The sequence below is a fragment of the Parvularcula maris genome, assembly GCF_024505085.1.
GTDB lineage: Bacteria > Pseudomonadota > Alphaproteobacteria > Caulobacterales > Parvularculaceae > Parvularcula > Parvularcula maris.
In genome coordinates this window covers 98,866-116,995 of sequence record NZ_JANIBC010000007.1, presented here as the reverse complement: position 1 = coordinate 116,995, position 18,130 = coordinate 98,866, and the positions used below count along the sequence as shown (strand labels likewise).

General features: G+C 66.0%; 14 protein-coding genes. 7 read left to right on the top strand and 7 right to left on the bottom strand.

The features are described from left to right. Nucleotides 1-130: 130 nt before the first annotated feature. Nucleotides 131-1,507, top strand: coding sequence for a M20/M25/M40 family metallo-hydrolase (locus NOG11_RS10165; RefSeq protein WP_256619646.1), 1,377 nt, complete (start codon nucleotides 131-133; stop codon nucleotides 1,505-1,507). An 11-nt stretch (nucleotides 1,508-1,518) separates the two neighbouring features. On the opposite strand, the gene NOG11_RS10160 is transcribed toward NOG11_RS10165, so the two are convergent. Then, nucleotides 1,519-2,472, bottom strand: a complete 954-nt coding sequence (locus tag NOG11_RS10160) for a glucokinase (protein WP_256619645.1) — start codon at nucleotides 2,470-2,472, stop codon at nucleotides 1,519-1,521. Continuing rightward, nucleotides 2,465-3,133 (bottom strand): MarC family protein, encoded by a 669-nt coding sequence (locus NOG11_RS10155; RefSeq protein WP_256619644.1) that lies wholly within the window; start codon nucleotides 3,131-3,133, stop codon nucleotides 2,465-2,467. The genes NOG11_RS10160 and NOG11_RS10155 overlap by 8 nt, the downstream gene beginning before the upstream one ends. 215 nt (nucleotides 3,134-3,348) lie before the next feature. Here NOG11_RS10155 and NOG11_RS10150 point away from each other — a divergent pair, with 215 nt between their 5' ends. Next, a complete protein-coding gene (locus NOG11_RS10150; protein WP_256619643.1) occupies nucleotides 3,349-4,719 on the top strand; it encodes a serine hydrolase domain-containing protein in 1,371 nt (456 codons plus the stop codon). Between the two features lie 249 nt (nucleotides 4,720-4,968). Here NOG11_RS10150 and mutL read toward each other — a convergent pair whose 3' ends face one another. Together mutL and hisS are read right to left on the bottom strand one after the other, a co-directional pair. Next, nucleotides 4,969-6,798 carry a DNA mismatch repair endonuclease MutL gene (gene mutL, locus NOG11_RS10145; RefSeq protein WP_256619642.1) on the bottom strand — a complete coding sequence of 610 codons (1,830 nt, stop codon included), beginning with the start codon at nucleotides 6,796-6,798 and terminating at the stop codon, nucleotides 4,969-4,971. A gap of 10 nt (nucleotides 6,799-6,808) precedes the next feature. Then, the gene (gene hisS / locus NOG11_RS10140; RefSeq protein WP_256619641.1) at nucleotides 6,809-8,248 is read right to left on the bottom strand and encodes a histidine--tRNA ligase; all 1,440 of its coding nucleotides are present in this window, start codon (nucleotides 8,246-8,248) and stop codon (nucleotides 6,809-6,811) included. 191 nt (nucleotides 8,249-8,439) lie between these two features. Between hisS and NOG11_RS10135 the strand changes: the two genes are divergently transcribed. Then, nucleotides 8,440-9,090, top strand: a complete 651-nt coding sequence (locus tag NOG11_RS10135) for an outer membrane beta-barrel protein (protein WP_256619640.1) — start codon at nucleotides 8,440-8,442, stop codon at nucleotides 9,088-9,090. Between the two features lie 54 nt (nucleotides 9,091-9,144). On the opposite strand, the gene NOG11_RS10130 is transcribed toward NOG11_RS10135, so the two are convergent. Both NOG11_RS10130 and parC read right to left on the bottom strand, forming a co-directional pair. Further along, complete coding sequence (locus NOG11_RS10130; RefSeq protein ID WP_256619639.1) at nucleotides 9,145-9,954, bottom strand: MipA/OmpV family protein; 810 nt, start codon at nucleotides 9,952-9,954, stop codon at nucleotides 9,145-9,147. A 91-nt stretch (nucleotides 9,955-10,045) separates the two neighbouring features. Continuing rightward, the gene (parC, locus tag NOG11_RS10125; protein WP_256619638.1) at nucleotides 10,046-12,313 is read right to left on the bottom strand and encodes a DNA topoisomerase IV subunit A; all 2,268 of its coding nucleotides are present in this window, start codon (nucleotides 12,311-12,313) and stop codon (nucleotides 10,046-10,048) included. 322 nt (nucleotides 12,314-12,635) lie between these two features. Between parC and NOG11_RS10120 the strand changes: the two genes are divergently transcribed. Then, nucleotides 12,636-13,496, top strand: a complete 861-nt coding sequence (locus NOG11_RS10120) for a VPLPA-CTERM sorting domain-containing protein (RefSeq protein WP_256619637.1) — start codon at nucleotides 12,636-12,638, stop codon at nucleotides 13,494-13,496. A gap of 95 nt (nucleotides 13,497-13,591) precedes the next feature. Continuing rightward, complete coding sequence (locus NOG11_RS10115) at nucleotides 13,592-15,028, top strand: cryptochrome/photolyase family protein (protein WP_256619636.1); 1,437 nt, start codon at nucleotides 13,592-13,594, stop codon at nucleotides 15,026-15,028. Nucleotides 15,029-15,040: 12 nt separating this feature from the next. On the opposite strand, the gene NOG11_RS10110 is transcribed toward NOG11_RS10115, so the two are convergent. After that, entirely contained in the window at nucleotides 15,041-16,435 is a 1,395-nt protein-coding gene (locus NOG11_RS10110; RefSeq protein ID WP_256619635.1) for an alpha/beta hydrolase family protein, read from the bottom strand. Nucleotides 16,436-16,586: 151 nt separating this feature from the next. On the opposite strand from NOG11_RS10110, the gene NOG11_RS10105 reads away from it, so the two are divergent. Together NOG11_RS10105 and NOG11_RS10100 are read left to right on the top strand one after the other, a co-directional pair. After that, the gene (locus NOG11_RS10105; RefSeq protein ID WP_256619634.1) at nucleotides 16,587-17,813 is read left to right on the top strand and encodes a bifunctional alpha/beta hydrolase/OsmC family protein; all 1,227 of its coding nucleotides are present in this window, start codon (nucleotides 16,587-16,589) and stop codon (nucleotides 17,811-17,813) included. Between the two features lie 23 nt (nucleotides 17,814-17,836). Further along, on the top strand, nucleotides 17,837-18,130 hold the full coding sequence (locus tag NOG11_RS10100) for a chorismate mutase (protein WP_256619633.1): 294 nt from the start codon (nucleotides 17,837-17,839) through the stop codon (nucleotides 18,128-18,130).

The window sequence follows — 18,130 nt, the reverse complement described above, 5'->3', positions numbered from 1 at the left end:
GCGACGACGTACCGCCCGCTCCAGCCTCCACCACACACAGCCGCCGCCAGGACAGGTGGGCGGATGCAGGTGCTGGCGCTCAGATTCCTCCGCCCTTCCGCCTCTTTGCAAAAGAAGCTACCCCTCCACCATGCTGACCACCACCGCCCTCGCCGCCGCCCTCCTCCTGCAAGCCGCTCCGCCCTCGGAAGTCGCGCGCCTCTACGAGATCGCAGGTGCCCCCCAGTCCTCGCGGATCATGGAGGATATTGGCATGCTGGCGGGCTTCGGCACCCGGCACACCCTCTCCGAGACCGAGAGCGACGAGCGAGGCATCGGCGCCGCCCGGCGCTGGATCGCCGCCGAGTTCGAGGAGATCAGCCGCGACTGCGGCGGGTGTCTCGAGGTGCGGCTTGTGTCGGACTTCGTCGAGGGCGAGCGCCGCATCCCGGAGCGCACCGAGATCGTCAACGTCATCGCCATTCAGCGCGGCAGGCTCGACCCGAACCGCATGGTGATGATGTCCGGCGACATCGACAGCCGCGCCTCGGACGTGCTCGACGGCGAGATCGACGCGCCTGGCGCCAACGACAACGCCTCGGGCATGGCGGGCGTATTGGAGGCCGCGCGCGTCCTCACCCAGTACGAGTTTCCCGGTACAATCGTCTATGCTGGGCTCTCCGGCGAGGAGCAGGGTCTCTTCGGCGGACGCATCGTGGCCGGGGTCGCCACCGAAGAGGGCTGGGACCTCAAGGCCGTCCTCAACAACGACATGATCGGCAATATCGGCGGCATTGACGGCGTCGTCGCGAACAACACGATCCGTGTCTTCTCCGAAGGGACGCGGGCGGACGAAACGCCCGAAGCCGCACGCTACCGCCGCTACCGGGGCGGCGAGGTGGACAGCCCGGCTCGGAACCTGGCCCGCTACATCGACCGCATGGCCGAGGACTACCTGCCCAACCTCGATGCGGAGATGATCTACCGCCTCGACCGTTTTGGGCGCGGCGGGCACCAGACCCCCTTCTCGGAAGTCGGCATCCCCGCTGTGCGCATCATGGAGACCCATGAGCACTACGACCGTCAGCACCAGGACATCCGCAACGAGGACGGTCGTCACTACGGCGACACGATCGAGTATGTGGACGGCCCCTTCGCCGCCCGCGCCACGGCCCTCAACGCCCTCACCATGGCGGGCATCGCAGGCGCGCCGCCCTTTCCCACATCCGTGGAGCTAGAGGGCGCCGTGCAGCCCTCGGCCAAGCTCACCTGGGAGGATGGCGGCGAGAACCGCCGTGCACGGCGCAACCTCGCAGGCTACCGGGTCTACTGGCGCAAGACGACAGACCCTCAGTGGACGAACAGCCGCTTCGTCGGCGAGGTCAATGAGTGGACATTCGAGAACCTCGTGGTCGACAACTACTTCTTCGGCGTCAGCGCCGTGGCGCCGGACGGATCGGAAACGCCGGTGGTGTTCCCCGGCCCGCCGGGACGGTTCGAGCCGCTGGAGCAGGGTGCGGACGAGTAGGCTGGCCCTTCCTAGCGCAGCGTGTCCCGCATGAGGCAGGCTGCGCCTCTCAGCGCCGCATAGGGGTCGGTGACCATCCGCACGGGGATGTCCGAGAGGTACTGCTTGAGGATGCCGGGCCGCGCGAAGGTCTCGCTGAAGCTCTTCCGGTCGAGAAGCGGCATCAGCCTCGGCACGATACCGCCGGAGATCGCCACCCCGCCCCTTGCCCCGGTGGCGAGGCACGCATCGGCGGCGGCCAGCGCCAGAAGATCGAGGAACCACAGGACGGCCTGCCTCGCCGGGCCTTCTTCATTGAGCGCGGAGGCGGTGACCTCGGCCGGTTCGGTGGGCGCAGGGGTCTTGCCCTCGGCCAGGACGCAGGCCTCGAAGAGGTTGGCGATACCCCGGCCCGAAAGAGCGTCCTCCAGGATGGGCTCGTGGCCCAGCCGCTCGGCCATGAACTCGTAGAGGGCCAGCTCGCGGTCGTTGCGCACAGGAAGCAGCCGGTGGCCCCCTTCTGTCGCGATCACCCTGGGCGGTTTGGCAGGCACGAAGAGCGACTGGCCGAAGCCCGTGCCGGGACCGATGGTGAGGACCGGTGCGCCCTCCACCGGCGTGCCGTCCTTGATCACCTCCCCCTCGCCCGTCGTCATGTCGCCGGCGAAGCGGGCCTGGGCCTGGAAGTCGTTGAGGAGCCTCACCCCGGCAAAGCCGAACTTGGTGCCCAGCGCCGTTTCGCCCAGGGTCCAGGCGGCGTTGGTGAGGTGGATGGTATCGCCCTGAAGCGCTCCGGCGGAGGCGATGCAGAGGGCTCGGGGCCGCTTCTCCAGGCCGTTCAGATAGGCGGAGAGCGCCTCGTCGAAGGAGCGATGAGCAGCCACCTGCAGCACCTGAATGTCCCGCAGCGAGCCGTCCGGCGCCGATACCGCGAAGCGGGCGTTGGTGCCGCCAATGTCTCCGACCAATAGCTCGCCGTCAGCCACTACCGACACGCTCCAATATGCCAACCCTGATGCCGTCAAAGACATACTGTGTCGCAAGCGCCATAAGCAACATGCCGAGAAGCCTCGAGATCATGTTCATGCCCGTCCGGCCCAGCGCGCGGGCAATGGCGCCGGACGACATCATCACCGGGATGCCGATGGCCAGCACCAAAGCGAGGGCTGCCAGCACCTCCGCCTGGGCGAAGATGGCGCGGTCGCCATACTCACGCGCGCCGTCCTGCATCAGCAGCATGACGGTCGCAATGGCCCCCGGCCCCGCCAGCATGGGCAGCGCGAGAGGGAAGAAGGCGACATTGTCCCGCGCGGAGGCTTGCGGGCCGGGGCGCTTGGCGTTGATCTCCTCGTCCGGGTTGAAGAACATGCGGAAGCCGATGAGGAAGAGAAGAAGCCCGCCAGCCGCCCTGAAGGAGGCGAGCTCGATGCCCAGATGCTTGAGCATCACCGGCCCGAGCACGGCGAAGAAGACCAAGACGCCGAGGGCGATCAGCGTCGCCTGGATGGCGGTCTTGCGCCGCTCCTTCTGGCTGTCGCCATGGGTCAGCGCCGCGAAAAGGGGCGCGACCAGTATCGGGTCGATGACGATGAACAGCGTGACGAAGGCCTCGATGAACGCAGCCAGCACGCCCTGCTCGGTGGGCACGGAAGGGCTCTCCAGAAGATCGGAAGGCGCCCGCTAACAGAGCCCGCACGGGGTGGGAAGAGCCGGCGGCAGCGCTTGGGGGGACAGGGCGAAGCAGCCGATCCATCTCTCCCTCCGGGAGAAGTGAGCGCCGTACCAAATGATGGAAAGCAGCTCGTGAGTTGACCAGGAGCCCTCGCCCCCGCTCACTGCGCTCAAGCCACCGGAAGTCTTTTATGCGCATCCTTTTCGTCCTTCTCGCAGCCGGGCTCGCTTCCGCTCAGGCCCAAACCGCCGAGCCCACATCCCGCGACCTCAGCATGGCGGCAGGCTACAAGGCCCAGTTCGTCTGCTCCGGCCTTTTCAGCGGCGGCAAGTCGCTGGAGGCCATCGAGGAGGATGAGCTGCGCGGCATCTATCCGGGGTATGAAGAGACGGTGGGCGCCCTCCCCGCTGCCAAGGTGAACCGCGCCCGGAAGACCGTTTCCGTCCGCTTCGCCGAGGACATGCCGCCCCGCATCGCCGTCTGGCGCCAGCATCTGGGCTGCGCCTCCCTGCCGCCGGGCAGCATGAACGGGAACATTCTTCCTCGGATCGAGCTGGAGAGGCCCACCGCGAGTGATGAGCCGTGGCCGCAAGGCGAGGGAGCCGAACTTCGCAGGGCGGCGATCACCGAGCTGGACCGCGTGCTCGAGGAGACGGTCACCGGCGCCTTCGGCGGATCGACGAGCGCCGTGGTGGTGATCCGGGACGGCGAGCTAGTCGGTGAGCAGTACAAGGAAGGCTTCGGTCCCGAGACTGCGCAGCGCACCTGGTCCGTGGCCAAGTCCCTTGCCGCCACGGTGATCGGCGCCGCTGTCCATCAGGGCATCCTTGAACCGGATCAGCCCACCGGGCTCTCCGCCTGGTCCGCCCCCGGCGACCCGCGCCAGGCGATCACGCTAGAGAACCTGCTTCACATGGCTTCAGGCCTCGACAGCGAGCCTGCGGGTAACAGGACCGACGAGGTCTATTTCGGCGGCGGCCTCGTCTCTCAGCATGCGGTCGAGGGCGCGCTTCAGGCGCCGCCGGGCACGCGCTGGCGCTACGCCAACAATGACACCATGCTCGCCATGCTGACCTTGCGTGAGCGGATGGAAGGCCGTAGCGAATACTTACGCTTCCCCTTCGAGGCGGTGCTGCACAAGATCGGCATGCTGCACACCTATCCGGAGACCGACTGGCGCGGCGACTATGTGATGTCGAGCCAGGTCTGGACCACCGCCCGCGACCTCGCGCGGCTAGGGCAGCTCTACCTGCAGGACGGCGTTTGGGAGGGGGAGCGCATCCTGCCCGAGGGGTGGGCGGAGTATGTCAGCACACCAGCGCCCAGCCAGCCGCCTAGAAGAGGCGATGGCCCCTCCCGCGGCTACGGCGTGCAGTTCTGGCTTTACGAAGGCTTCGACGGCGTACCTGAGGGTAGCTATGCAGCACTCGGCAACAGAGGCCAGGTGGTAATGATCGTCCCTGAGCGGAACGCCGTCATCGTCCGGCGGGGGTACGATTCCGCAGGCAACCGGATCGACATTCCGGCGTTCACAGCGGCGGTGCTGGAGGCGCTGGAGTAACGAGGCAATAGGGATGTCACCTCTCCCGCANGATCGACATTCCGGCGTTCACAGCGGCGGTGCTGGAGGCGCTGGAGTAACGAGGCAATAGGGATGTCACCTCTCCCGCATGCGGGAGAGGTCGAAATCTATCTGATTTCGGGTGAGGGCTTCGGCGAAGCCGTACTACAAGGCTTGCCACGAAAAACTGAGCTCAGAACGCCCTCACCCCCAACCCCTTTCCCGCAAGCGGGAGAGGGGAGCTGATCGTCAACGCCGCCCGAACAGCCGCTCCACATCCTTCAGCTTCAGCTCCACATAGGTGGGGCGACCGTGGTTGCACTGGCCCGAATGGGGGGTCTCCTCCATCTGCCTGAGGAGCGCGTTCATCTCGTCCGTGTTCAGACGGCGTCCCGCCCGGACCGAGTTGGCGCAGGCGTGGTTGCCCATGCGCTCCGCCAGAAGTTCCGGCAGACTGGTGTCCTCGCCGAGGTTTTCGAGCTCGCAGGCGATGTCGCGGATGAGGCCTGGAAGATCGGCCTTGCCGAGCATGGCCGGGACCTCGCGAACCAATACCCCGCCGCCGCCGAAATCCTCGACCACCAGGCCGTAGGCTTCCAGCGCCTCACGGCGCCCTAGAATCAATTCGGCTTCTTCTTGCGAAAGCTCCACCACCTCAGGCACGAGCAGGGTCTGGCGCAAAGGCGGCTGGCCCTCCCCTGCCCTCTTCATCCGCTCATAGACTAGCCGCTCATGGGCCGCGTGCTGATCGACCAGGACGAAGCCGTCCTTGGTCTGGGACAGGATATAGGTGTCGTGAAGCTGCGCCACCGCCGTGCCCAAAGGGTAGTCGCGCAGGGGCTGCGCCTCCGCCTCCGGGACAGGGACGCTGGCGACTGGCGTATTGTAGCGCCGAGCGCTCGGCGGTGTCGCGTGACCGAAGCTCTGCTGCCTCTCCGCGAAGTGCCCCACCGCCAAAGGCGGTGCCTCAGGCCGAGGCGGCGTAGGGGCATGGGCCGCCGCCATGGCCTGCTGCGCCACGGTGGTGGAGGCCTGGTGCCCCGCCTCCATCAGCGCCCTTTTCAGCCCGCTGACGATCATGCCCCGCACCAGGGCCGCGTCCTTGAAGCGCACCTCGGTCTTGGCCGGGTGGACGTTCACATCGACGTCCCCGCTATCCATGTCCACGAAGAGGCAGAGGAGCGGATGGCGATCGCGGGCGAGGAAGTCCGCATAGGCGCCCCTCACCGCGCCCACCATCAGCTTGTCCTTCGCTGGACGACCACGGACGAAGAGATACTGACGGTCAGGCAGCCCCCGGTTGAAGGTGGGCACACCGGCAAAACCTGAGAGCGTGACGCCGTCCCGCTCCAGCTCGACCTTCACCGCGTTGGCGCCGAACTCAGGCCCCATGATCGCGGCGAGCCTCGCCAGGTGCCCCTCAGGGCCGAGCGCCTCGGCGCGGAAGAAGAAGCGCTGGCGGCCGTCGCTCACCATGCGGAAGGAGACGTCGGGCCGCGCCATGGCGAGGCGCTTGACCACGTCGGCGCAGGCGGTGGTCTCCGCCCGCTCGCCCTTCAGGAACTTGAGCCGGGCGGGCGTCGCGTAGAAGAGGTCGCGCACCTCTACCTTCGTCCCGCGGCCCGGAAAGGGCGCGGGCTGCGGCTCCTCGCAGTGCCCCGCATCGGCCTTCAAGGACCACGCCTCCTCCCCCTCCCGGCGCGAGGTCAGCGAGAACCTCGCCACCGAGGCAATGGAGGGCAGCGCCTCGCCCCTAAAGCCCATTGTATCGATGGCGAGGAGGTCCACCTCGCCCCCCGCGCCGACGACCAGCTTCGATGTGGCGTGGCGCTCGAGGGCGAGGGACAGCTCGTCCCGACCCATGCCGCAGCCATCGTCGGTCACCGAAAGAAGCTCGCGGCCGCCGCCCCTGATCTCGACGGTAATGCTGGTTGCGCCCGCGTCGAGGGCGTTCTCGACCAGCTCTTTGACGGCGGCAGCCGGCCGCTCCACCACCTCCCCTGCCGCGATCCTGTTCACCGCGCCGGGGGGCAGGCGGCGGATCACCGGGCGGGGGTCGAGACGAGGAGAGGCGGACATCAAGTCCATTCTAGGCGAGTCGCGTGGTGACCGCTTCCACGAAGTTCCCCTCGCCCACGGTCTCCTGGCCGGGCCGCTCCTCGGTCCACTGCTCACGGCTGTCGATGTTCTGGGAGGCTTCCTTACCCGCGCGCAGGTCCTTGATGGTCACCTGACCGGCCTTGCGCTCGTCCTCACCCACGATGACCACCAGCGAGGCGCCGCGCTTGTCCGCGTAGCGCATCTGCGCCTTCATGCCCGCGCCGCCCAAATAGACTTCCGCCGCCACGCCTTCCCCCCGCAGGGCCTGGGCCATGCGGTGGTAGCGGGGCATCTCGGCCTCTTCGAGGGCGAGGATCACGACCGGGCCGTCCGCCTCCTCGAAGGCGGCCTTGGACGCGAGCGCCGTCAAAAGGCGGCTGACGCCCACGGAGCACCCGACCGAGGGCACGTCCTGGCCCTTGAAGCGCGCGATCAGGCCGTCATAGCGCCCGCCCGAGCCCACCGAGCCGAACTGCACCACCTGGCCCTTCTCGTTCTCCACATCAAAGGTCAGCGCCGCCTCGAAGACGGGGCCGGTGTAGTAGTCGAGGCCGCGGATGACCGAGGGGTCGAGCTTCACCCGGTTGCCGTAACCGAGCTCGGTCAGCGTCGAGACGATCTTTTGCAGCTCTTCGGCGCCCTCGGTTCCTGCCTGATTGCCCGCGAAGGCGTCCGCCATGTCGGAGCCCTCCATGAAGCGCAGGACCTGGTCGATCTGCCTGGCCTCGAGCTTCGCGCCCTCCGTATAGTCGCCGCTATCGTCCTTGCGGCCCTCGCCGAGGAGGAGCGCCACACCGTCCGCCCCCAGACGGTCGTACTTGTCCATGGCGCGAAGGACGGTGCCCGCGGTCGCCTGATCCTCCGGGTCCACGCCGATGACATCGAGAAGCCCCGTCATCACCCTCCGCGAGGAGAGCCTGATCTCGACATCGCTATCCTCGACGCCTGCGGCCTTGAGCGCGTCGATGAACATCATGATGATCTCGGCATCGGCGTGGGGCGCAGGCGCGAAGCAGGCATCGGCATCGATCTGGGTAAACTCGCGGAAGCGGCCAGGCCCCGGCTTCTCGTTGCGCCAGACCGTCCCCACCGCGTAGCGCCGGTAGGGCCTAGGCAGTGCGTCCATGTTCTCCGCCACGTAGCGGGCCAGGGGCGCCGTCAGATCGTAGCGAAGCGAAAGCCACTGCTCGTCATCGTCCTGGAGCGAGAAGACGCCAGCGTTGGGACGATCCACATCCGGCAGAAACTTGCCCAGAGCGTCGGTGTACTCGAAGGCGGGGGTCTGCAGCTCGGCGAAACCGTAGCTCCGGTAGACGCCGGCGATCCGCTCCAGCATCAGCCGCTCGGTAACGAGCTCCGCACCGGAGCGGTCGGGAAAGCCCCGAGGCTTGCGAGCCTTGGGACGCTGCACTTTGTTCTTCTTGGCCATCCGCGCCGTGTGCCCCAAGGCGGGGTGCGGCGCAATATGCGGGCGAGGCGTGGGGCGGGACCTACGGCTGGCGCGTGATCAACTCGGTTCGCGCCGAAGAACTGCCTTTTTGCGACGAACATCACTTGCAGAGGCTCACTCGCCATTGTCACCTTTCCAGGCTGTCTAACAATTCAGGAGAGGATCGACCCGTGAAGAAACCCGTTCTCATCTCGCTATGCAGTGCCGTTTTCCTGACCAGTGCCGCTCATGCACAGTCAGGCTCCGGTCCTTACGTTCAGCTACACGGCGGCTACTTTGCCAACCTCGCCGACGAGATCGACGTGACGGTTCCCGGTGCCCTTGGGCCGATCGAGACCACCAGCGAGTTCGACTATGGCGGCGGCTTTGCGTTCGGTGGCCTGGTGGGCTTCCATGTCACTCCGGCCTTCGCCCTGGAGGGAGAGATCACCTACCGTTCGAGCGATGTGGACAGCTTCCGCTTCGTGGTCGGCGGGGACGCCGTGGTCGAGACAGGCGGCGGCTCGGTCGATACGGTCGCCTTCATGGCCAACGGGGTCTATCGTCTGCAGAGCGAGGCGGCGTTCACGCCTTATGTCGGGGGCGGCATCGGCTACGCCACGATCGACAGGGACGATGAGGACGGCATCGAACTCGACGGGGCCTTCGCCTATCAACTCAAGGCCGGTGCGGACTTCCCCCTAGGCGCGGGCGCCCTGGGCGGCGAGATCAGCTATTTCGGCACGACGGGGTTCGAGGCCTCGGGGTCCGGCGCGGAGGCCGAGTACGACTACCGGGGCATCAGCGTGATGGCGACCTACAAGCTCCGCTTCGGTTCCTGACGGACGCACGAGCCTCAGGCACGGGGGCGGCGAGTATGTGCGCCCCCTGCCCGGCTACCACCACTGGCCTTTCTTGATGCCCGGACCTGACAGTCCGTAGCTGAGGCCGATGAAGGCGCTGGTTCTGGTGCTGCTGCCGACGATCGGGCTGTCGGTGATCTCTTCAGGCAGGAAGCTGGCTTTGACCTGACCGCTTAGGGCAAAGCGGCGGGAGAGGCGGATGCGGACCTCGGCGCCAGTGAAGGGCACGAAGGCGCTCTCGCCGCGAAAGGCGGTGCGGTCCATGAAATCGCCCTCGCCGGTGGGCAGGTTCAGCCGGGCCTCTCCTGGGTTCACGCCGTAATAGTAGTGCACCACGTTCTGCGAGAGGTAGTTCACCCCGCCGGTCGGCCTGAAGGAGATCATGCGGCCGTTGCCGACCTCGAAGGTGGCCTGGGCCTGAAGCTCGTGGCCGTCATGCTGCCCTGCGACATCGGTCATGGCTTGGGCCTGAAGCCTCAGGCGGTTGATGCGCTTCTGACCCTTGATGCCCACCTCGAACGTACCGTTGCGGTTGCCAAGGCCTTCGAGGAACGGGCTGTCGTCCTCATCGTAGTTCTGGAAGCGGTAGCGGCCCTCCGCGGAGAGCTGCACGTCCAGGGGACGCCAGAAACGGTAGGAGACGTTGGGTCCGGCCAGGGTCAGGTTGTTCTTGTTGTAGACGTAGAACGGCACGGGCAGGATGGTGGGGCTGTCATCGAGGCCGCGATAGGGCTCGTTGTTGATCGCCGTGGCGAGCCCCACCTGGAAGATCGTCATCTTCTTGTACTGCTCGATCTCCTCAGGCGTCTGCGCCGAAGCCAGTGCGAAACTGCTCGCAGCCAAGGCCGCTCCTATACCGATCCAACAACGCATGCGTGATTCGCCTCCCCTAAGTCCCTGATACTGGCACAGCCCGACCAGCAGGTTAAACGCCTCAGCTCAGCTTTAAGTTCCGCGGGAAGCCTCGGGGCACCGGAGAACCGGCCCCGGAGCGCTTTCCGAGCCATTCCTTCCACTTGGGCTCGGACTGCTCACGACCTGCCCGGTCGAGCCAGGTGAAGCCCTCCTTGGCGGTGAAGAGCTTGGCATCGGTGAGCTGACCCTTGGTCGAGCGCTGCAGCACCACGCCCTTGCCGCGGGTCATCACCGGCACGCCGGCTGCGGGGAAGACGAGGAGCTTCCTTGCCGAGGAGACGGCGGCGATGTAGCTCTTGTCGCCCGGCCCCTCTTCGCTGGGGCGCGCCACCACCATCTCGGCCTCACCCGAGAGGTTCAGGAGCTGCTTGCCCTTGCGCGTCGTGGCGACGGTATCCTTCTCCTCCACGAAGAGGCCGTGGCCTGCGGAGGAGGCCAGAAGGAAGGTCCGCCCCTCCCCTTGGGTGATGACCGAGAGCGCGTCTTCGCCGGGCTGGAGGCTGAGGATCAGGCGGATGGGCTCGCCCTGCCCACGGCCTCCCGGCAGATCCTGGATGGCCAGCGTGTAGGCCTTGCCGGCGGTGGAGAAGACCGTGAGCTTCTCATGGCTCATGGCGTTCAGGACGAAGCGCTCCTTATCGCCCTCCTTGTACTTGATGACCAAGGGGTCCTCGGTGTGGCCCTTGAGGGTCCGCACCCAGCCTTTCTGGGAGATGACCACGGTAACCGGCTCCTTCTCCACGAGGTCGTCGAGGTTCACCTCGTCGTCCTCGGGGGCTTCGTCGATCAGCGTACGGCGTGCACCGAGCCCGTCCTTGCCGCTGAACGCCTTCTTGGTCTCGCGGAGCTGGGCGATGATGGCGGCGGACTGCTTCTCGTCGGATTTGAGAAGCGCGCGCAGCTCCTTCTGCTCGGCCTTCAGCTCGCGGTTCTCGCGCTTGATCTCCATCTCTTCGAGCTTGCGCAGGCGGCGCAGGCGCATATCGAGGATGGCTTCGGCCTGCACCTCCGTCAGCTCGAAGGCGGCGATCAGCTCCTCCTTCGGCTTGTCCTCGTAGCGGATAATGCGGATCACCTCGTCGAGGTTGAGATAGGCGATCAGGTAGCCCGCAAGGATCTCCAGCCGCTGGGCGATCTTGTCCAGGCGGTGCCTGGTGCGCCGCTGCAAGACCTCGCGCCGGTGGTCATTGAAGGCGGTCAGGACCTCCTTGAGCCCCATGACACGGGGCGCCCCGTCAGCACCCAGAACGTTCATATTGAGGGGGAAGCGGGTCTCGAGATCGGTCGCCCTGAAGACCGCCGCCATCACGGCGTTGGGGTCGAGGGTGCCAGCGCGCGGCTCCAGCACAAGGCGCACATCCTCGGCGCTCTCGTCGCGGACATCGGTGATGATGGGGAGCTTTTTCGTGTTGATGAGCTCGGCGATGCGCTCGATCAGGCGGGCTTTCTGGACCTGATAGGGCACCTCGGTGACGACGATCTGGTAGCGGCCTCGGCCTAGATCCTCTGTCTCCCAGCGTGCCCTGAGGCGGAAGCCGCCGCGGCCTGTTTCATAGGACTGGACCAGGCTCTCATAGGGCTCGACCAAGACACCGCCGGTGGGAAAGTCAGGCCCCTTCACATGGCCTAGGAGTGTCTCCGTCCGGGCGTTCGGCGATTTAATAAGGTGGATGGCCGCGTCGATCAGCTCTGATGGGTTATGCGGAGGAATAGAGGTCGCCATGCCCACCGCGATCCCTGCCGCACCGTTGGCCAGAAGATGCGGAAAGGCCGCAGGCAGAACGACCGGCTCTTTGCCCTCGCCGTCATAGGTATCGCGGAAGTCCACCGCGTCCTCGTCGATGCCTTCGAGGAGAAGCTCGGCAGCGGGCGTAAGTCGGCTTTCCGTGTACCGCATGGCGGCGGCGTTGTCGCCGTCCACATTGCCGAAATTGCCTTGGCCATCGACGAGCGGCACACGGACGGAGAAGTCCTGCACCATCCGCACCAGCGCGTCGTAGATCGCCTGGTCGCCATGGGGGTGGAAGTTGCCCATTACCTCGCCGACGATCTTGGCGGACTTCTTGTAGGAGCCAGTCGGCGCGAGACGCATGCCCCTCATCGCATAGAGGATGCGGCGGTGAACCGGCTTCAGCCCGTCGCGCACATCGGGCAGCGCCCGCGCCGTAATGGTCGAGAGCGCGTAGGCGAGGTAGCGCTGGGACAGTGCCTCGGTGATCGGCTCGTCGAAGATGTTCTCGGGCGGCGGAGGGGGCGCGGTTTTGGGTTTGGACGGGCGGCGGGCCATAGGGCTCCTCGGAATCGTGCTTGGCCAGCGGGGTTAACGGAGCGCGCCCGGCGAATAAAGGCCGAACTTCGCCAGGAGGCCGGAACGAGGATGCCCTCGACTCGCACGCCCGCCTTATCATTTGCGAAGTTCGGAAAGGCGGGTTCCTTCTCTTCGACAACCCTCTAAAGACTTGCGACTCAACCTCAGGATGTGCTGCAAAAACTTATAGGGTTAACGATCATTAGGGCTTTCCCAACGATCACGAAAATGTTAGCGACCTTCTTAAGATGGATTTGGGGGGTCCAGATCCGCTTGTTCGCACAAGCCTTAGGTACAAGACATGAGAAAGATTCTTGCCGCCGCTGCCTCCGTGGCAGTTCTCGCAGGCGTGGGTGCCGAAGCTGCACTCCTCGACCTGACCAAACGTGACAACGACGTGGTGAAGACCCTCACCAACGATACTGTCCTCAGCAATCTCGGTTTCGACACCACCATGGTCGACGAAGTCGACGTCTATAACGGTGTTCCGAACCCGCAAGGCGACAACCCGCTCATCCTTCAGGTCGGCCAAGTGCTGATCCGGATCGAGGGCTTCAACGATCCCGTCAACGGCAATGAGGGCTTCAAGGGCGACTGCGACGGCGCGCTCGACACTGGCCTGACCTGCGGCACGGGCAGCAATACCGCCATCGACGGCATCGGCATCGGCGACGACGAGATCGACGTTCAGCGTTCCGAGCGTGTGGAGATCACCTTCCACGACGGCACCACCGCCGGTCAGGGCGCAGCCATCGCCGTGAACGTCACCGAGACCTTCTTCCTCGACCTCTTCTTCAACGTCGGCTTCGGCGATGTCGACAGCGCCAAGGCTGCAGATCGCGCCGAGAGCGCTGTGGTGACCTTCGAAACCTCCACCGGTACGCTCAGCGACGAAGTGTTCGCGCTGATGGCCAAAGGCACCGGCTCCGGTTTCGCCCAGGGTCCCGAGCTTCTGGCGGCCCTCGGTGATGTGACGAAGATCATCTTCACCTCGGGTTCGGGCGACGATGACGGCACGGGCGACTTCGCTCTCGCTGGCCTGAACTTCAACACCGGCTCCAACATCGAGAACACGGTTCCGGTCCCCGCGGCCCTGCCGCTGTTCCTGGCTGGTCTAGGTGGTCTGACGGCCTTCCGCCGTCGCCAGCGCACAGCCAAGTAAGCTAGGCTTCTACAGCCCAAACGAGAAACGCGGCTTCGGCCGCGTTTTTTGTGCGCGGTTGCGGACGGCGCCCGCGGCCGCTCTACATGGATGCTATGAGCGACAAGCCCAGCCTCGTATGGCTCCGCGAAGATCTGCGTTTCGATGACAACCCCGCCCTGCGCGCCGCCGCCGACCGCGGGGCGCCCACTGCCCTTCTCTACGTGCTAGACGATGAAACTGCGGGCGAGTGGAAACTTGGCGGGGCGCAGCGCTGGTGGCTACACCGCTCCCTCGAAGCCTTGCAGAAAGACGTGGAGAAGTTCGGCGGCGCCCTCATCCTGCGCCGGGGCGATGCCGAAGAGCAGGTTGCCGATGTCGCCGAAAAGCTCAGCGCAGGGGCAGTGTATTGGAACCGCCGCTACATGCCCTGGCAGGTGGAGCAGGACAAGGCGATCAAGGAGGCGCTGTCGGAGGACTACGAGGTTGAGAGCTTCAACGGGCGCCTGCTGAACGAGCCCTGGGAGATCAGCACCAAGAGCGGTGATCCCTACAAGGTCTACACCCCCTACTGGAAACAGGTGCAGCAGAGGGACATCCGCGATCCGCTGCCCAAGGTGCAGAAGCTCGACACACCGGGCAGCCTTCCGTCATCGGACGACCTTGAAGACTGGGACCTCCTGCCCACCGAGCCCAACTGGGCGGAGGGTTTCGAAGAGGTCTGGACCCCCGGCGAGCGAGGTGCGCGCAAGCGTTGGCTCGACTGGCTGAAGTCCGAAGGCTCGGAGAAGTACGACGAGCACCGAAACCGCCCCGACCTCGACGACACCTCCAAGATGGCGCCCCACCTTCACTTCGGTGAGGCGTCCCCGATCACGCTCTACCGCGAGATGCAGGAGAAGATCGAGGACGGCGAGATACCGGAGGCCCACGGACAGTCCTACCTCTCCGAACTGGCTTGGCGGGACTTCAGCTACAGCCTCCTCTACCATTTCCCCAGGATGCTGGACGAGCCCCTGATGGGAAAGTTCAAGGAGTTCGACTGGGACAAGGACGACGAGGCCTTCGAGGCCTGGACCAAGGGGCGGACGGGCTACCCCATCGTCGATGCCGGGATGCGCCAGCTCTGGCACGAAGGGCACATGCACAACCGTGTACGGATGATCACCGGCAGCTTCCTGGTCAAGGACCTCCTCATCGACTGGGAGCGCGGCATGAAGTGGTTCTGGGACACCTTGGTCTGCGCCGACCCCGCCTCCAACACCGCCGGATGGCAGTGGGTGGCGGGCTGCGGCGCGGACGCCTCTCCCTTCTTTCGGGTCTTCAATCCCGTGAGCCAGGGGGAGAAGTTCGACCCCGACGGCGACTATGTCCGCCGCTGGGTGCCGGAGCTGAAGGACATGCCAACCAAGCATATCCACGCGCCGTGGGACGCGCCGAAGGACGTCTTGAAGAAGGCGGACGTGACCCTGGGCGAGACCTATCCCAAGCCGATCGTCGATCACTCGCAGCGCCGGAAGGAAGCGCTGGAGCGCTACCAGGCGATCAAATAGGCAGGGGCTGGATCAGTTCGACGCCGCGAGGTTGATGAACTCGGCGATGGTCTCCATGACGTCCTCGCACATGGTCTCCTCGATCTCAGCGTACTCCTCCGCACGCCCCGTCCCGGCGGTCTGGAAGAGGTGGTTGGCGCCATCGACGACCTGGATGACCGCGTCCTCGTTTCCTGCCAGCGCCTCCTCCGCCAGCGGAAGGTTCATGGAGACCGGAACCTGGGTGTCCTTGCTGCCGAAAAGGGCCAGCACCGGTCCATCGTAACCGTCATAGCCCGCCGCCGGATCGACCTTCAGATAGGAATGGAAGAGGGGCGAGCAGAGCTGCCGCGCTTCCTCGGCGACACCGCGGGGCTCGGCGATGACCAACGCCGCGTCGCAGCCCGCCTCGGGTGTGTCCTCGGCGGATGCGGCGGCGATGAGGCTGCGCTGGAGGGTCATGGCCTCTTCGATCTCCGCCTCGTTGGCGCCTGAAGCCTTGAGCCCCTCCTCCACCTGGTAGTTCACAATGTCTCCCATCGGCGCGAAGGGACCTGCGAGGGAGACGATGAAGTCCGGCGATGCTTCGTTCAGTGCAGGGACCATCCCGGCGACGATGCCGCCCTCGGAATGACCCAGGAGCCCTACTTCGCCGATGTCCTCCCGCGCCCTCAAAAGGCCGAGCATGGCCGCTGCATCCGCCGCAAGGTCACTAAGATCAGCATCCGCCAGGCTGCCGCCGCTAGCGCCGATGCCCCGGTCGTCGAACCGCAAGGTGGCGATGCCTGCCCTCGTCAAACGGTCCGAGAGCACGAGGAAGGGCCGGTGGCCTAGGAGCGTCTCGTCACGGTCCTGGGCGCCCGAACCGGTGAGCAGTACCACGGCCGGAAACGGCCCCTCCCCCTCGGGCAGGGTCAAGCTGCCACCGAGCTGGATGCCGTCCGCGACGTCCAGGGCCACCTCCTCCACCCGGTAGGGCAGCTCGCCCTGCGGCTCTTGCGGTCTGGCGGACCGGGCGGGGGGCGTTACCTCGTCGTCGCCTTCCTCATAGGGGCTGAACACCAGCTCCAAGGTCATCGGGCCTTGCGCGAACTCGCCCTCGATCAGGCCGTCCTCGCTCAAGCGGCCGAGATAGCGGGCACCGATCGAGCCCCAGGCGGCGCTCAGCGCCCCCTCCTCCACGGCGTGCTCGGTGGCGGGAATGCCGAACGCTCCCTGGGCGGGGCTGTCCAGGGTCACGGCAGGCTCGGCATCAGGATCGACATGCAGGACCAGCGGAAGCTCCGTCCCGGCGATCTCGAGCGTACCGCTCCAGTCGCCCTGGTAGTCTGCGATGGTCAGGTCTTCGCGGCCCGCGGGCGCCTCGGGATCGCCGCCGCAGGCCGTCAGAAGAACCGCCGCCATTCCTACCAGCAAGGTCCTGAGCATCGCCGCCTCCATCACTTGAGCTTGATGTAGCGTCCCCGCCCCCCGCGGAAACCACGGGTTGCAGTCCGGCGAACATGGCAGCACTGCAACCAAAGCTGGCGCGGGGCTCGGCGCCTAGCCAAACCCTGACCAACCCGAAGAGGAGGACCCCATGGCCAACGGCACCAAGACCACATTCAAGGGCGCGAGCGGTGCGGAGCTCGCCGCCAGGCTGGATCTTCCCACCGGCAAGCCCAAGGCGTTCGCCCTCTTCGCCCACTGCTTCACCTGCTCGAAGGACCTGACCGCCAGCCGCGCTGTCGCCACCGCGCTGACCAAGGCGGGGATCGGTGTCCTGCGCTTCGATTTCACGGGGCTTGGGAACTCGGGCGGCGACTTCGCCTCGACCAACTTCTCCATGAACCTCGGCGATCTCGAGCGGGCGGCGCAGTATCTCGCCGAGAACTACCAGGCACCGAAGCTCTTGGTGGGGCACTCCCTCGGCGGCGCGGCGGTGATCGCGGTTGCGGCGAAGCTGCCTTACGTCGAGGCCGTCGCCACCATCGCTGCGCCTTCCGATGTCGGGCACATCAAGGAGCAGTTCGGCGGTGACCTCCAGAAGATCATGGAGGACGGAGAGGCCGAGGTGCGCCTGGCCGAGCGGCCCTTCACCATTCAGAAACAGTTCATCGAGGACCTCGACGCCCATAACGTGCAGAAGTCGGCCCATGAGCTGCGTCGCCCGCTTCTGATCCTCCACGCCCCGACCGACGACACCGTCGGGATCGAGAACGCCACGCGCCTCTTCACCTCGGCCAAGCATCCGAAGAGCTTCGTCAGCCTCGACACCGCCGACCACCTTCTCACCAACAAGGCCGATGCGGTCTACGCCGCCGAGGTCATCGCCGCCTGGGCCAGGCGCTATATCGGCGACGGCCCCACCCAAGCCGAGGGGGCCGAAGAGGAGGCCATGGGCGTCACCGTACGGGAGACCGGCCAGGGAAAGTTCCAGGCCATGATCAAGGCCGGGCCGCATCTGATGATGGCCGACGAGCCCAGATCCGTTCCAGGCGGCATGGGCTCGGCGCCGAACCCCTACGAGTATCTCTGCGCGGCGCTCGGCGCCTGCACCACCATGACCCTGCGCATGTATGCGGACTTCAAGAAGGTGCCGCTCGACCGGGTCACCGTCGAGGTGGATCACGAGAAGCGCCATGCCTCCGACGTGGAGGAGGCTATGGACCACACCCCCAAACGCGACCACTTCACTCGCAAGATCACCCTCGAGGGCAATCTTGACGAGCAGCAGCGAAAACGCCTTCTGGAGATCGCCGACCGTTGCCCTGTGCACCAGACCATGGAACGAGGGTCGGAGGTACAGACGCATCACGCCACCTGACCGGGGCGTAGGAGGGGAGCGAGATGAAACCGCAGGACTGCCGCGACATGAACGAGGTCCGGGCGGAGATCGACCGCCTGGACGCCTCGCTGATCGACCTCCTCGCTGAACGCTGGGGCTATGTGGACCGGGCCTGGCAGCTCAAGAGCGATCCCGCGGAGGCCACCGTGCCCTGGCGCATTCAGGAGGTCATCGACAAGGTGAAGACCCGCGCCGACGAGAAGGGCGTGCCCTCCTCCCTCGCCGAGGCCCTCTGGCGCCAGATCATCGGCTGGGGCATCCAGCACGAGGAGCAGAAGATGCGGGAGCGCGGCTGA